Here is a 15,863-nt window from a genome sequence, read left to right as displayed (position 1 = left end):
GACAAGCATCGTCATTTTATTATGGTCAGCCTCAGGGTGAAGTGTGTCTAATCAACAGGGTTTTCGGTCTCTAAGTACTTTTTAAAGGGAACATCATCGACTCAAATCTCTATTTGCAACAGTGCCCCATGAAGTGCCTGCCTGCGTCTGTTAGCCGAACGCCCCGCGCATGGCGCTCAAATAGCAGGACACCAAGGTTATCCTCCAGCGCTTTCACACGCGCGCTGACGCTCGACTAGCTGATACCAAGTGCCTTGGCCGCATGCCGAAAATTCAGATGCTCGGCGACGGCGATGAACTGAACAAGGGAAATGAGCGGTATCCTGCCAGACAGGATACCGACATTCACGAGGTTTCGATGGTTAGTGCGCCGCATCGGAGCGGGCCTGCTACCAGTCGTCGGTTAGACGACTGGCGACTTCTCGGTGGCAGCCCCACGGAGCCGAAGGAGCACCAGCCCCAACGAAACCAGTACCGCCATCGCCGTGGCGTAACAGATCACGGGCCACGCTGTGTCACCGTTTAAAAGTGCCACCGCCAATGTCCCGACAATGCTGACTATCAGGCTTTGAACGCAGAAGTAGAACGCGACCGCTGATCCCGCGATGTCGTCGAACTCTGCCAAAGCGCCGTTCGCGGTAACGGACACCGTGAAGACAATACCGACCGCGACAACCCACATCGGTAGGATGAAGGTGAGGAATGACGGCGAGCCGTAAAGTTCGCCGATCCCCAACAGGACCGCTCCGCAAACAAGCAACGCCATCCCACGCGCCACGCATCCTGCGATGCCCCATCTGGCGACAAAGGACTTCGCGAAACGGGTTGTCACGATCATTACAAGCGCGACAGTGGCGAAGGCAAAGCTGAATCCGATCTCGGAATATTCCGCTTGGCCTATGAGCACACGGGGAGCCGTCGAGAAGAAGACGAAGTAGGTGCCCATACCGGCGCTAAAGCCGACAGTGTAAACCCAAAAAGCCGGACTCGCGAAGATCGGCAAGACAGATCGGCGCGTCTTGACTTGATCCAGAGGGCGGGTTTCGTGCCACCTGAAACCCGCATTTAGGAGTGCGAGCATCGCCAGTATAGCCAAAGTAATGAATATCGCCTGCCATCCCAAGAACTCGCCGATCAATACTCCGGCGATAGGGCCGAGCGCAGGCACGAACGCCAGCATCGAACTGAAAAGGCCGTAGATGACGACACCCTCAGGACGGTTGGCATAAACGTCGCGAACCGTCGCGAACGTCGCCACCAGCATGGCCGACGCGCCCACTGCTTGAAGTAGACGGAAAGCGACAAAGGCCGGTGCAGTTGAAGACCAAGCTGCTCCCAGAGACGCAATGACGAAAGCCGTTGCGCCCGCAAGTAGAATTGGCCGTCGCCCGATTCTGTCTGAGAGCGGACCAAAAATCACCTGGCCCACGCCGAGCATCACCATATAGAGGCTCAACGTGAGTTGGATCATAGCGGGCGTCGTGTTCAGGATGCCGGGCATCGCTGGAACGACAGGGAGATAAATATCCATCGCCAGTGAAGCGAGGATGTCGAAAGGAGCCATCAGCAGCAGTGCTGCCGGCAGCGTATAGGCCCACGCGGGGCGTGTGGTGGTCATGACGAATCAACCCTCGATTAAGGAATACCGGGCGACGTCTGCTCGTCAGCAATCAGATGAGACTAGCCTTACAGAGCGCCGCAACAACAATACTGGTTGTTGCGGCTTACTTGTCTGCTGACTTGGAATTTCCCATCTGATTACTCCACGCTTACGAATATGAATTGCTACATTTTATCCGATTATCTTTTGCTTCGCAATGCGGCATGGGCGCACTCAGCGTTCCAGCCCCCTCTGCCGCCCTAAATGCTTGCTCCAATGCATCGAGCACCATATCTGTATTCATCCGTGTCGATACTTTCCATCCAACAATTGCTCGTGAGAACACATCAATAATAAATGCAGTATAAACCCAGCCTGAATTTGTTTGAATATACGTAAAGTCACTCACCCACAGTTGGTCAGGATGATCAGCAGTAAAATTACGTTTTACCAAGTCATCCGCTCGTTTTTGATCATCTCGGCTACGGGTGGTTTGTTTGTTCTTACCACGCCAAACACCTTTTATACCTAGCTTTTGCATTAATCGAGCAACAGTACAGCGCGCAATAATATAGCCTTCACGTTTCAGTTTTTGCCAGACTTTACGTACACCATACCGACCTGAACTTTCCTTCCAAATTCGTTTAATCTCCTCAGCATGATGCAAGTCATGTAAATCTCGCTTTGCTCGATGTTCTGGATTTTCACAGAGATCTAGAGTCCGGTAATAGGTTGAAGGTGCGATCGGTAAAATTCTACAAATCGCCTCGACTCCGTACAGCTCTTTATTATTATGGATAAAATCCACCATTATTTGTGTGGGCGGTCGAGCTCCGCCTGGGCGAAAAAAGCGGCTGCTTTACGTAGAATTTCATTGGCGCGTTGCAGTTCTTTATTTTCGCGTTCGAGTTGTTTGATACGTTCTTGGTCTGAAAGCTGCTGTACTTTAACTGGATTTTGTTGGCACTGTTGCAAATAACCACGAATGGTAAGCTGAAGACTGTTTTAGCTAAAGGTGCAGCATATGAATCCTTTCCATGGTCGGCATTTTCAGGGCGAAATCATTCTTTGGGCTGTGCGCTGGTATTGTAAATATGGCATTAGCTATCGTGAACTGCAGGAAATGCTGGCCGAACGGGGTGTGAATGTTGATCACACGACTATTTACCGTTGGGTTCAACGTTATGCTCCTGAAATAGAAAAACGTTTACGCTGGTATTGGCGTAATCCTACAGATTTACATTCATGGCATATGGATGAGACTTATATCAAAGTGAAGGGGCGATGGACTTACCTGTATCGTGCAGTTGATCAACGTGGTCATACGATTGACTTTTACCTTTCCGCTAGACGGAACAGTAAATCAGCCTATTGTTTTTTAGGAAAAATCTTCAATACGGTGAAAAAATGGCAAATTCCACGGGTCATCAATACAGATAAAGCAGCGACCTATGGCCATGCTTTATCACGGTTAAAGCGAGAAGGAAAATGTCCAGTAGATATTGAGCACAGGCAGATTAAGTATAAAAATAATGTCATTGAATGTGATCATGGTAAGTTAAAGAGAATCATCAGGGCCACATTAGGATTCAAATCTATGAAGACGGCTTATGCCACAATTAAAGGTATTGAAGTCATGCGTGCACTACGTAAAGGACAAGCATCGTCATTTTATTATGGTCAGCCTCAAGGTGAAGTGTGTCTAATCAACAGGGTTTTCGGTCTCTAAGCACTTTTAAAAAGGAACTTCATCGACTCAAATCTCTATTTGCAACAGTGCCCTCTGGATTCAGTTACTTTTTCAGAAACATCCCTGGTCTGATGCAATTCGGGTAAAGGGATTTTTTCATCCTTCATTTCTCTAGCGGGTTCTTGTACTTTTTCTTGAGATTCTGCCGACATTTTCGCGTGAGGTTCAGAAGATTTTTTAGTCATGAGATTTAAGCCTCTCGAGTTGCTTGAAATAATGATTATCTCAATATTTTACAATAGTGAGGTAATGTCCTGCCCACAATAGTCAGCCCAGAATAGAAAGCAATCAAGAATGACTATAAATATGATAATTCTCTCTTTTGAGTCTTTCATTAATCTCTTGGTTCAGCAGTACAGTTCATTGCTTTTTGTTTAATGATCACGGACTAGAAAAAATACTGCCTCTTTTAAAGAGGCAGTATTATGCTTTTACAACATGGTGTTTAACTTGAGAAACTGAATTTAAAACAATCTACTGTAACTCTTCCAGACAGATATGAAATTAATCCACCCCTAACCCTTTAAACACCGCATCCACCGGATCTGCATAAAAGCTGGTCTGGAACTTGGTAAACAGTTCCACAGGAATCGTTGGGATATCTGCCGCACTACTCATTGGTAAAGCAACCTTCTTGGCACCCGCATCAAAAGCAACTTGCAGACATTCGGCAATACTTTCCACCGGTGTCACTGAACCACCCAAGCTCATATCACCCAGTACCACCATCTGACTTTGTACCGATCGTCCTAACAGGCCTGAAGCGAAAGCCACTAAACTTGGCAAGGCAAGATGGCTGAGCGGCCCGGTATTCTGTAACTCCACCACATGTAAGTGGAAGTCATGTTCCAGCACCTTACTACCCCCCGAGATCCGGGATGCATTGGCCTTGAAGTAGTCAAAAGCAATCTTGACCTGTTCTTTGGCACTACTTGAATTCCATAAGCCAGATGTCGCCAACTTTCCTGAACCTTTAGTGACTTGAAGTTCTAAGCGGTATAAGCCTGGCATGCCCTTATTACTAAGGCCAATGGTATACAGGAAGCCTGGTTTAGCAGGACCTTCGGGAATAAGTCCACCTCCACCCTGCTCTTTTACCGAAACAAAATGCTCTTCTAGGGTGTCATTGTCGATATAGCTAAAATGCACATCATAGAATTCCATCCCTCCAATTTTCTTCAGCTGTTCTTTGACCCGACGGCGCACCTGCAGTGCATATTCCAGACACTGGCGTACATTTTCTTTATCAAATTGACCATGTGGATAGAGCAACTTCATCAAACCAGATACAGTTTTACGAACGGCGATCACATCACGCTGATTCAGGTTGTTTCCTAACTTAAAGTACTTCTCAATAGAATCCGCAAAGCTACGTTTACGCATTTCTCGGAAGAATTCAGCAAGGTAGTCAACGATTAATCCATAACGGTTGGTGAAGAACTCCGGGCGCATCTTCGGAATTTCCCAACCTGGGATATACGCATGAAAACGATCAAAGAATGCTGCATCGATCATGGCTTCAGGGAAAGGTGCCAAGAGATGACTGGTTTTTACCAAGGATTCCACACTTTGGTTGATATTACCCACAAAAACCATTGATGCTGAGGCTTCCATTTGTTCCCGGCCACGGGCAAAAGATCCAGAGGCCATGTAGTCTTTCATGATCTGCACGCCATCTTTGTCCTTAAAGGAAATACCGGCGACTTCATCAAAAGCTACCACATCCCATAAGCCCACCAGACCAATACGGCGGCTACTCATGTTATAGAACAGGTTGGCGACAGTCGTTTGCCCACCGGAGACTAAAATACTATTCGGTGAACACTCTTTGTAAATATGGCTTTTCCCGGTACCGCGTGGTCCCAGTTCACAGACGTTATAGTTATTTTCAACGAATGGAACCATACGCGCTAATAGGTGCCATTGCACGTCCTCTTTTAACGAAGCCGGTTCCATGCCGATCGAACGGATTAAACTCTCGCGCCACTGATCAGTGCTTAATGCTGCTCTGCCACTGAAGAGTTCATCCATATTCATATTCGGCATTTGAATCGGCTTGAGTAAACTCACCCCAAATGGAGAACTAGTCTGTCCTTCTTCAAAATAATAACTGAGCGTAGCAATGACCCAGATACCACCAACAAGTAATTTTTCATACTCTTTGACGATGCCTGCCGAGATTTCGGCATCTTTGATGCCCAGATTACTAAATGATGCTTCGTATTTGTCCTTACGCTCATTCAGCTTTACGGTCACCCGATCAATGACCTTATAACTACCCCGTTCACGAACCAGGGATTTCACCTTCTCAGCTTCATCAGGTCGTACATAGTTCTCTGCCAGCACGGTCTTTACGTTACGTAGTCCCTGTTCAATGATCTCTGGATCATCCGAGGCACAGTACATCCCTAGCAGGTATTCGAGTACATAGACCGGGACATTGGCCCCTTCTTTGATCAGTTTAGTCAGATCCTTACGTACCACCCGCCCAGCAAAGTGTTCATTCAGCAGCTGATCCAGTTCTTTATCGTTAGCAGATTCCATGTAGGCTACGCTCTATCGTTAATTCGTTATCAGAAGAAGTCATCGGTAAATGCTAGATCAATGGTGACCTTATAGCGTTGCATCTCGATATTCAGGTCTTTGTCCTTCAGTACCAGGAAGTAATCTTTCTTACGGTCAAAATCAGTGCCAGACAATGACAATCTGACCTGTTTGACCCGATCGGCAACAGAGTCGGTACTGCTATCAAAAGTCAAAGTTTCTTCACTGGAAACTTTGAGATCCCCATCATAAATGGCAATGGATAAAGTCACTGGCATGACCAGCTCACTGACAGCTTCAGTTTGCATCAAATCAAACTTCTGGATGTTATTGACCATCTTCAGCGTGGATTTGGTAGAAATGACCTCAACTTTACGCTTGGTCCGCTGTCCAGCCTTTTCACCACGTAGCTGTTTTACCGTTAGTACAGGCACTACGATTTCCTGAGGCATGATGCCGCCATGCACAAAACGTGAGCCTCCTACAAAATGGAAACGGTTCGCCCCTTTTGGAATCCAAAAATCAGTCGCAGATAATGTGCCTGCCGTAGCTTGGGTTGAGCCTTTCCAGGCTTCCTTGCTCTCTGGTAAACCATGCCCAATCACATAGCGTTTTTTGCTCTTCAATGTATTGGTAGGTTTTTCAGTCAAGCTTGAACGATCCGCAGATTCCAGTTTACTTTGCTGGAACAAGAAGCCATGGTCGGCTGTAATCAACAGGGTAGAAATATTGAAGTGCATTAAGATTTTGCGGCTAAGTTCGGTCAGCTCTTCAATGGCATGTTCTACCGCCATAAAGGTTTCTGATTCTGTCGAGGCGCTGTCACCGCGTGCATCAATCACGTTGTGATAAACGTAAATCAACTCATGGTCTTTCAGTGCTTCACGACCTTCATCACGCGACCAGCCTTTTACCATTTCAGCGGTCACGGCCAGACCATTATAGGCCGCCAGAATTTTTGATCGTGCTGCAGTCCCTTTGCTGGACTGCCCATCCACCCATACATCATCCCCTGCGGCCTCTTTGTACTCCAAAGTCTGATGCGGCAATAACGAGGCCATGCCCAGTGTGGTGTAACTTGGGACAACGCCCAGCTGTGAAGACAAGGTCGCTTCGGAATAACGCTTTTCATTGATACGATCACGCAGCTCTACCGCAGCTTCATAGCGGAAAGCATCACTGATAATTACCACAATACGGCGTTTCGTTGCAGAACTGAGTAAGGGTCTGACGTGAGTATCGTAGAAGTTCTGCTGATTTGGGATATCTGCCACTTTCCAGACATTCAAGCGTTGCTCAGCTTCAACCCGCTCTCCCCAGTTTCGTGCCAAGTGGTCAATAAACCAGTAGGAATAGCAATTTTCGACTTCTTCATCGAGTTTTTTCAGGATATCGACATGAGCGCGTTGAGAAGCAGCACTGTAGTGGCGATAGGCCATATCAAAGCGATACAACTCCTGCTCGTAGGCTTTATACAAGGCTTCGCTGGAGTCGAAATAGAACCCAGAATCAAACTGCTGTCGCAGACTGAACAGCTCAATCGCTGCCTGCAACGCTGTATAGACGGTACGGTATTTACGGCGGGTTGCATCGTCCTTATGTTTGGAAGCCCAATAGCCATCCAGACGGGTAGAAATAATCGTTCTGAAATGTTCCAGTTCAGCTTTGGCTGCTGCAGGGATATGACTGGCCAAATCAACAATGATCTTTTGTTCAATCACTTCAAAGGTCATGACATCGAGCAGCTGCTCCAGATCAAAAGCCCCGACCTTTTCTTGGATCCGCAGTGCATTGGCCACGCTCTGGGAAAGCTTATCAAAGGTTGGGTAGTATTTGGAACTGTCTCTCCAGCGTGACAAGAAGGCTCTAGCCGTCGCACGTGAACTGACAGATGACATCACCAGTTCTTGAGCCCATAGCGGTATATCGCCCAGGCTTTCACAAAAACCTGTGCTCATCAAACGGATAAAGAACGTACCGAGCTTGAATGGTGCTTCCCCATTCAATTCTTCAACCGATGCTGGATAACCAATTTCCGCCTGTAATGCGGTGACTAAAGCTGGCACCAGTTGGAATTTTTCCAGTTCAGCAAAGGAGTCTGGATTGACTTCCAGAGCCAGGTTCTGCTGTACCATTTCATCTGCCAACGCCAAGACAATATGCATCAGCTCGGCACTGTCAGCCTTGACCACAGCTGCAATCATGGCCATATCCAGATCCTGTGCATCTGCATCAGGCTGGATATAGCGTTTTAAGGTGCTCAGACGCGCTTTGGCTTTGAGGAACTCTTCACGTTTGGCCAGATGTTCTCTTAGACTCTGCTGCTGTAAACCCAGCTCATTAAAAATAATCGAGAAACGATCGGCATAGAAGCTGCGGGAATACAGCTTGATGTCCAGTAACCAGTCTTTTTCGGTTTCAGGCTCAGCACTGGGGAAATACAGCAAGTATTTACCCTGCTGATCCTCAAGTTCCAGTTTAAGCTTAATCGCAAGGCTGGATTCTTCTGCCATATTCAGAATCTGGACATCATTTAGCTCTAGGGCTTTGATTTCTTCAGTAAATGACTGTTCTGCATCATACCAAAAGACAATTCGGTGCTGTTCAGTATAAAAGGCTTGTTCCAGGCCTTGCTGAAGTTGATTTAAGTTCATGCAAACACCTCTGCATGATCTCGTTCGCAAGAAAAGCTATTCATCACTTCTCCCCCGTAATCGCTTTGACTTCAGCCAACAAGTCCCCAAACTTGCCGTAGTTCACTTTCACCCCATCATCTAGATCCAGCGAAATACGCTGATCGGCGTAATGACGCAGTTTTTCTTCAAAGCTACTCAGTTCAGCCTGTTGCTTATGCAAGTTTTGTAGTTCTTTTTCTTTACGTTTGATTTCAGCAGCAGAATCACTGTTTTCGATTTCACTTTGCAAAGAGTTAACCATCGCTGTCATTTTTGAAATCAGTGGCATCACATATTCAGTACGCATACGTGCCAAAGTGCTTTCGTTATAGCGGTGCAAGTACACTAACGCCTGGAAAGCCCCTTGCTTCCCACTGCTAAATAACCAATAGATTGGACGCTTTTTATAGGTCTGCATGTGATCTTTATAGAACTTACTCGCCAAATAACGGCGAATGGTGTCTTCAGCGGTTTCACTGGCTTTTTTATCCAAGCTTTCTGCCAGCCACAGCATATTGGCATCTAGTGTGTCTTTACCCCACACCGCAGTTAAGAACTCTTGAATACGGCGCGTTGCATCATCTTCAAACCAGTGCATTTCGGTCAATGGAATAATGCCGTCTGCATCGGCTGGGAATTTTTGATAACGGCTGGCATCAAAGTCTTGGTTGCCTGCATGGGCATAGATCAGACCTGGTTCGTCCAGGCTATAACGTCCCATCATGCAGCCAAGTGCATAAGACACTAAACGTTGGCTGTCTTTTTCACGATCGGCACGGGTTAAAGTGATTTGCTCGTCCGGTACGTCTGGCGTCAGTTCATCCTGCAAACCGTAAGCGTCAATAAATAGCTTGTTGTTTTCTTCTTCCAGACGTTTCATTTCAGCGACGGCGTCAGCATTTTGCTGTTGCCATGTATTAAAGGCTTGTTCTAGATTTGGTTGCCCCGTACGGATAATTGGGTTTTCAGTGAAGTCCCAAGAGGTTTCGTAAGAATCCCAGTCGGTTTTGGCTATCCCTATGCAATTTTTTCCGAAGTCACTATCCTTTACATTGATATAAGGAAGCAGCTCGACATTGCCTACCTGAAAATTAAGTGTTGGGTTCAATACTTTCATTAAATCTGGGGCAATATGTGAACATAAAAAGCCCGCAAGGTTACTAAATATATTTTCTTTTTGAGGAAATAAAGAAGATCCGCCCACATCAAAAATAAATCCTTTTGGGTAATACCTAACACCGAAATAAGATGAACTTACAAATGACCAGCCAACAGATGGTTTGAAATAATAAGAAGGGTTGCGGATGACTGATTTAGGAATGAAATCAAATAATTCTTTTCCATCATTTTCCCAATTTATTAGATACTCTTGATTTCCGTACCACTTACGGAACTCGCCCCCTTTATTATAAGGAAACCATTTTTTTGCTGAAAATTGGGCTTGTTCTCGGTTTTCCATTCCAAAGCCAACTTTTTGGATATCTACTTCCTGCCAAAAGCGTAAAAAGCGGTTATTATCCGCTGTCGCAAGTCCCTGACGTGCATCGGCGACTTCGCTAATTGATGGGTTATTAACAAAAATCTCCCTTACCTTTTCACTCACCCAATACGCTACAGGGCTACCGGGAATTTTTTTAAAATCCTCTTGGACTCTATCAAAAATGATCTGAGAGGTTCTTCTTAAGAAAACTTTATCTTTATCCGCTGCTTGTGGTGCATTATTAAGATTGACATAAGTACCTTTAAACGATTTTATTTTTGTCTTTAAAATTGTAAAGCAACATGCCTGAGCTACTTTAGAGTTAATTTCTGGAAAGCTGTTATATCCAATTTGAATCAGTGCAAAAATACTTCGATTCTGTAGCAACTTTTCGCGCATTGCCTCATAAGAGGACAAGAACATCCAGCTTTGCATAGTGACCATACTGTTGAAGCCACTGTCCTTACACCAAGCAAAACCACGTTCAATAAACATGGCAAATAGGTCTGACTTGCTATCAGGGAATTTCTTTTTAGAAAAATCTTTCAGTGCTGTATTCATTCCCTTCCCGCCCATATACGGCGGGTTTGCAATTACTGCATCATATTGTTTAACTAGTAATTTCGCTTGCTGGACTAGAGGTAACAATTCTTGTGCCGACTGCTGTGCAAAAATATCGCCTGACTCTGATGCTGTATTCAGCTTGGTTTCTAACTCAGGCAGTTTCTTCGCGAATGCTTCAGGGATTTGAATCAAAGAACCAAAGGTCGAAGCGTGTTCAAATAGATTTAGCAGTTCTTTTAAATCCGCCTGCGCAATACCGGTACTTGCCAAGTCCTGACTGAATGCTTGCAGTCGTTCTGACTGACTATCCTGTAACGCAATAATATTCAGCTTCGGTGGATTGCTAAATAAACGGCGGTCATCTTCACGCGCTTTCATCAGCAGCGCAAAACTGGCTAACTGTGCCGCACGGGTATCAATATCAATCCCGTACAGGTTGTTTTCCAGAATCAAACGTGGAATATCACGGCTGCGGTAACCACGTTCCAAATAAATGGCTTTTAAGCAATCGTAGGCTTCCACCAGAATATGCCCCGAACCACAAGCCGGATCGAGTACCGTAATGCTTTCAGGGTTTAAAGTATCGCCATCTTCACTAATGCGTACATCAATCAGCTGTTTCAGCTGGGCATTGACTTCATCACTTTGCTCAGCCGGCTGAATATAGTATTCCCACTCACTGGCCAGGGTACTTTCCGGCTGTGCCATCATCCATAGACGACCAACACTGTTTTGCACCAGATATTTCACAATCCAGTTTGGGGTGAATAACTGTGTCGCGGCAGGAATGTCCTCACTCTTGACGACTTTACCAATCACCTGATCTTTCTTTTCAGAAATATAGAACTGATACAGCCAGCCAATAATCTGCACATCCGACCAGTCTTCTTCCGGAATGCTGCTGACCAGATCACGGATCAACGAATCGGTTTTGGTCAGGTTATCCGGTAACAGTAGTTCAGACTCATCAGAAACCTGTTCAAACAAGAGTGGCATGACCTGATTCAACGCATGACACTGAGCCAGTAACAGTTCCCGATACAGCTCTTCGTCTTTATTGCCATCCAGCTTCAGTTCAGCCACACGGCTGGCATCTAAACCTGGTAGGTCAATATCCAGACATTCTTCCAAAATCTGTGGCAAGCCTGCACTACCATCGGCACTACTGAGTACACGACGGCCATGATCCAGTAAGCCTTTGCATTCCATGTAGCGAATCGCACAGAGACGGTTAAACCAGCTGTAAGCGATATAATCAATCGTCTGCTCAAAACTGCTGGTTTGAATGCGCTTGATCAGCTTCTCACGAGTTTTCATGACGGATAGCGGAAAAACCTGATCGCCAATCAGCAGCAAGTCGCCTTTCTGTTCAGCCGGTAAAATGCTGTCTGCGGTGATGCCATACTTGGCGGCCTGCTTGCGCATCGCTGCGATAAAATCGTTACGTGCTTGCGGTGCGTATTTTTTAATATTACTGGTATTCATGTTAAAACCTTTAATTAATGACTGATGCCGATATCCCTAACCCAAGTTAGCGAATACGCACACGCTTTTTATCACCCACAATTTTTTTCAATTCAGCTTTGAGTGCGTCTACAAACTGATCTACTGACTCTTCTGTTTCCAGATAGACACTACTTGAGCTTTTGCTGTAAATGCTGGCGACATCGACTTCGACAACAGGTTTCGGTGGCACTACGGCTGTCACAGGCTGTACCGGACTCGCAGCAGGTTCTGATGTTGCTGGGCTGGAGATGGTTGCAGTGTTGGTTATACTCTCTGCTTTGCTCTGAGCCAGTTGTGCAGCTTTAGCCTGACGCTGAATTTCAGCCTGAACCTCTCGTTCCAGCTCATACAAGGCTTCATCAAAACGCTCCACGGCGGTTTGGGTTTGCAGCATATAGATGGTGGATAGGCTAGTTTCCTCTTCAATATCCGCTTTGAGCAATTGCAGTGGGCGTAATAGCTTGTTACTCAGCTCAGCGGTGGCAATACCACTGTTTTTAATCTCGGCTTCCAGCTGCTTGATTTTGTCATCAATGTGTTCTATCGCCTGATTGCGCTTCTCAGTCAGCAATTGCTCATTGACGCTTTCCACTGTACGAACCAAATCAGCGACTTTATTTAACAGGCCGTAGGGCGATTCGAGGGTCGAAATACGGTGTAATTCGGAGAGGGCTTTTTTTGCCACCTCATCACTGCCCAGCGCCTGTTTGTTTTTCTCAAAATGACGTAAGGCCTGTTGCAGTTGTTGCCAGCTTGGCATCTGGTTGCTGAAGAATTCATGAATGTCACGATAATCTTCTTCCAGATCCAGATAGTCGTCCCTGTTCTCAACCACCGCTTTAAAGAAATCGAAGCTGTCGCTATTCGCCAGCAGACGTTCCAAAGTCAGAATCGACTTTTCAATCACTTTCTTGCCCGGGAACTGCCCGACATCAGTTTTACTCTTATACGACTTAAAGTTGGCTAACCAATTTTTAAAGTTTTTGGTATAAAATTCAAATAGCTCTTTCTCTGTCGCTGGTCCCATGGCCGAGAACAGTTCTTGGGTGAGTTGGCGTGCCTGTTTCAACACCTGATCATCAGTCTGGCGTTTTTTAATGATCGACACATCACGGCGACGACGGCTGTTTTGTAAAGGCTCAAAGGCATCTTTTAACTGTAAGCTGCCACCATTTAACTGTAGAGAAATCCGCCCCATCGCAGCCAGCTGACCTACCAACAGTAAAATCTCAGCATCTGGCCAACCATAAGGGCGTTTGGCAAAACGATCGACCACATCCGAGACCAGAATACGCTCTGTACCAGTGGCCCGTAGTGCAATGTACTGCTCTACTTCCTGTAGGGCTTTCGGATTACTCTGCCCGCCATCCAGAGACAATCCGAGCTGCGCCATATCATCGACAGTCAAGACGGCGTTCAGTTCACGCCAGGCATCCTGCTGATAGACCTGCAAATAGCTCAGTTTAGTATAAGTGTTTTCCAGCAAATAACGACAAGCCTCATCCAGCTTGGTGGTTGGACTTGAAGATGAAAGTTGTAGATGTTGACCCAAGGCATAACTTTCCGCGTCCAGCAACATTTCTTCGACCCGGACACGCAGGCGTTTTTTACGTTCTTGGTTCTCACGGCCACGGTCTGCAAGGATACGGCTGATATCGGACTGAGTGCCATCATCATTTAACCGAATAAATTTATTGGTTTTTAGCCAGGTGCGCAGTTCATTAAAGAATTGCTTATCGTCTGCCAGTTTAAACAGCACTTGTCCTTCGGCCTGAGTACTTTTACCAATACAGTAAGCTTCAGTGTAGAGGTTGTATTCCGTATCCAGTGGAGAAATGATTTCGACTTTCAAATCACTCTCATACTTGCCATCCAAGCTATGGCTATCCAGAAAACGTCCAATCTGATAGTCCATCTTGTTGGCTTGATGGCGGTATTTGTTCTGATCGCGCAGTAAATCTTTAAAGATCAGATTGGCTAACTCTTTATTTTCTTCTGAAGCTGCTAAGTCTGTGGCTTTAATTTTTCGGGTGATATCGCGTTCTTCATTGGTCAGGAACAGGAACTCATCACCATTCCTAGTAATCAGGCTCTCTTTTTCCAGACGCAGTAGGCTTTCTTCAATCCGCTTGCGTAATGCCAGCTTATCTTCATCAATTTTCTCAATCGACAAAGTCACCAGGTTATCCAAGGTACCTTTGATGATATCGACATAGCGGATCATGAACAGGGTACGCAGCATCTGCACATCAAAACCATCCAGAGTTTTATTCTGCCCTGCCTGGTCGATGGTACGTTTAACCGCTGTATCCAGGAAGCCTTCCACTGAAGTATAGAAGCGGTGGAAAGGAACCAGTGCCCCGACTTCATCTGTGGCAATCGCATTCGCGGCCATCTGGAAGGCATCCAGCATAGATCGCTCACCATAGGCCAGGTGTGCGCCGGTCGCACCAACTTTACGGATTTCTTCAAAAACTTTTTGCACAAGCTGGAAATGGTACGGCGCAAAAGGATAGTTATGGATAAAGCTGTCTGGCCCCTCATAGTTCTTGAGTGTTGGGCCTGAACGGTCAAAGGTAATCTGATTTTTGAGAATATCACCCTTTTGCTCAAACACTGATCTGAGCAGTGCTTCAGCTTCCGGGGTTTTACGTAATAAACGTTTCTGGATGACTTCATCGGTATTGGAACTGGACAGCGATAACCGGGTTTTAAAACGTCCAGCAATCTTGGAGAAGTCATTGGCTTTGGAAGAAGACATCTCACCTAAAACAGCATCGATGTCTGCCTGTGAGGTGACGATAATCCAAGCGCGGCCTTTACAGATCGTACCCAGGTTTTCAGTAATGGTTTGCAATGTCAGCATCAAGCGGGTATCGCTGCCAATAAACTGCCCCACTTCATCGACCAAGAACAACATGCGTTGCTGGGGTCCTTTGCTGTCCAGGTATTCTTTCACCCACTGACAGAAGTTTTCCACCGAAACACTAAAGGTCTGCTCAGAATCCTCAAACCACTTGTGTGCAGCTTCAGCAGATAAGTTGAGGGCTTGGGAAATCGCGGTTTCAACATCATCCTGATAGAACTGATAGCCGTCACGCTCCTCTAGCCAGGACATGCCGCTAGATTCCTCAAACGCCTGTTTAAAGCGTTCGTAGACACCTTTCTGGCTCAGGTGACGTTCCATATGGGCAATATGTGGATGGTCAGCACTAAAACCCTGATACTCGTTAAACACACGTAAAAACACATTCAGAATCGGATTGCCATCATCATTGGAGCTGGCTTTACTGTCGATGTTAAATAGGATGACATCGGCATGATGGCTGACGGCCTTGCCAATATCCGCACGGATAAACGCATCACGAATTTTGCTTTCATCAAAGAATTCTGCGGCGCTACGCTCGTTACCTTGCGCATCACGTGCCACTTTATTGGCCAGAATATACGACAAGGTTTTCAGGAAATGTGATTTACCTGAGCCAAAGAAGCCTGAAATCCACACGCCGACTCGGTTAGCAATCGAAGGATCGCTTAGGTCTGTACCATAAGACTGGAAAAAGTCCCGAAAATGCTTTTCCAGCTCATTGGTGACCACGTATTCATCGAGTTCCTGATATACCGTGGTATTGTCATTCTGGTCTGCCTTGACCACCCCGTTTATCGCACGATCTAATGGCTTGTAAAAAAGTTCTTTAATGTTCATCTCAATCCATTCCCCCGAATTCTTATTTCTATTTGCCG

7 protein-coding genes, 2 pseudogenes and 1 other annotated feature are annotated in these 15,863 nt (G+C 46.1%); of the genes and pseudogenes, 1 reads left to right on the top strand and 8 read right to left on the bottom strand.

Annotated features, from left to right (window positions below):
• Positions 1-109: 109 nt before the first annotated feature.
• From FTT86_RS12040 to FTT86_RS12030, 3 genes and pseudogenes are all read right to left on the bottom strand, one after another.
• A pseudogene (locus FTT86_RS12040) lies at positions 110-376 on the bottom strand (LysR family transcriptional regulator).
• A 27-nt stretch (positions 377-403) separates the two neighbouring features.
• A complete protein-coding gene (floR, locus tag FTT86_RS12035) occupies positions 404-1,618 on the bottom strand; it encodes a chloramphenicol/florfenicol efflux MFS transporter FloR (RefSeq protein ID WP_000214122.1) in 1,215 nt (404 codons plus the stop codon).
• 247 nt (positions 1,619-1,865) lie between these two features.
• Positions 1,866-2,563 (bottom strand): annotated as a pseudogene (locus tag FTT86_RS12030) (IS3 family transposase); the annotation flags it as partial.
• Positions 2,337-2,453, bottom strand: a sequence feature (AL1L pseudoknot). (Overlaps the previous pseudogene by 117 nt.)
• 61 nt (positions 2,564-2,624) lie before the next feature.
• Here FTT86_RS12030 and FTT86_RS12025 point away from each other — a divergent pair.
• Complete coding sequence (locus FTT86_RS12025) at positions 2,625-3,329, top strand: IS6-like element IS1008 family transposase (RefSeq protein ID WP_180181286.1); 705 nt, start codon at positions 2,625-2,627, stop codon at positions 3,327-3,329.
• Between the two features lie 35 nt (positions 3,330-3,364).
• On the opposite strand, the gene FTT86_RS12020 is transcribed toward FTT86_RS12025, so the two are convergent.
• From FTT86_RS12020 to brxC, 5 genes are all read right to left on the bottom strand, one after another.
• Entirely contained in the window at positions 3,365-3,535 is a 171-nt protein-coding gene (locus FTT86_RS12020; RefSeq protein ID WP_180087501.1) for a hypothetical protein, read from the bottom strand.
• 319 nt (positions 3,536-3,854) lie between these two features.
• Positions 3,855-5,894 (bottom strand): protease Lon-related BREX system protein BrxL, encoded by a 2,040-nt coding sequence (gene brxL / locus FTT86_RS12015; RefSeq protein WP_180005347.1) that lies wholly within the window; start codon positions 5,892-5,894, stop codon positions 3,855-3,857.
• A gap of 29 nt (positions 5,895-5,923) precedes the next feature.
• Positions 5,924-8,548 (bottom strand): BREX-1 system phosphatase PglZ type A, encoded by a 2,625-nt coding sequence (gene pglZ, locus FTT86_RS12010; RefSeq protein WP_180087502.1) that lies wholly within the window; start codon positions 8,546-8,548, stop codon positions 5,924-5,926.
• Between the two features lie 43 nt (positions 8,549-8,591).
• Entirely contained in the window at positions 8,592-12,098 is a 3,507-nt protein-coding gene (pglX, locus tag FTT86_RS12005; protein WP_180087503.1) for a BREX-1 system adenine-specific DNA-methyltransferase PglX, read from the bottom strand.
• Between the two features lie 46 nt (positions 12,099-12,144).
• Positions 12,145-15,825: a BREX system P-loop protein BrxC gene (gene brxC / locus FTT86_RS12000; protein WP_180087504.1), complete on the bottom strand. Its 3,681-nt coding sequence runs from the start codon at positions 15,823-15,825 to the stop codon at positions 12,145-12,147.
• Between the last annotated feature and the right edge of the window lie 38 nt (positions 15,826-15,863).

It is taken from the genome of Acinetobacter sp. YH01021 (genome assembly GCF_013420255.1).
In the GTDB taxonomy this organism is placed as follows: Bacteria; Pseudomonadota; Gammaproteobacteria; order Pseudomonadales; family Moraxellaceae; genus Acinetobacter.
The sequence above is the reverse complement of the archived record's forward strand: the minus strand, read 5'-3'. Positions and strand labels throughout refer to the sequence as shown.